Origin of the sequence: Streptococcus cristatus, assembly GCF_003943505.1 — a bacterium.
Classification (GTDB): domain Bacteria; phylum Bacillota; class Bacilli; order Lactobacillales; family Streptococcaceae; genus Streptococcus; species Streptococcus cristatus_E.
This window is the reverse complement of record NZ_RJPS01000078.1, coordinates 1-691: the sequence shown is the minus strand read 5'-3', so window position 1 is coordinate 691 and position 691 is coordinate 1. Positions and strand designations below refer to the sequence as shown.

At 46.3% G+C, this 691-nt stretch carries 1 protein-coding gene; it reads right to left on the bottom strand.

Features of this window, described 5'->3' with window-relative positions:
- A partial coding sequence (locus D8792_RS11080) for an ABC transporter ATP-binding protein (RefSeq protein ID WP_142999406.1) occupies positions 1 to 627 on the bottom strand: 627 nt, incomplete at its 3' end.
- Between the last annotated feature and the right edge of the window lie 64 nt (positions 628 to 691).

The following is a 691-nucleotide window of genomic DNA, read 5'->3' as shown; positions in this document are numbered from 1 at the left end:
AATGACCCGATCAGCAATGGGAGCTAAGGCAGCATTGTGGGTCACGATAATCACCGTCGCTCCTTGATTGCGAGACATGTCCTGTAAGATTTGCAGCACTTGCTTGCCGGTATTGTAGTCCAGAGCTCCTGTCGGTTCGTCGCAGAGCAAAATTTTGGGATTTTTTGCCACCGCCCGAGCAATAGAGACCCGCTGCTGCTCCCCACCTGACAACTGCGCTGGAAAATTATTAAGGCGATTTTCCATACCAACCGCAGTTAGAACGGCCACTGGATCTTGAGCATCCTTGACAATCTCCGAAGCCAATTCGACATTTTCCTTAGCCGTCAGGTTGGGCACCAAATTGTAAAACTGAAAGACGAAGCCCACATCATTGCGACGATAGTCCGTCAGCTGGTGGGAATTGTAGTCAGCAATATTCTGGCTGTCTATCAGAATGTCTCCCTCATCATTGCTATCCATACCGCCGAGGATATTGAGCACCGTAGACTTACCAGCACCAGAAGCACCCAGGATAATGACCAGTTCCCCCTTTTCAATCTCAAAAGAAATATCATGATTGGCAACAATTTCTGTGTCACCTACCTGATAACGTTTAAAGCTATGTTTCATTTCAATATAAGCCATGTCGCTTCTCTCCTTTTCAAAGCTCGTTTCCTTAAATCAACAAGGTGTTGATTCTAAATCACAG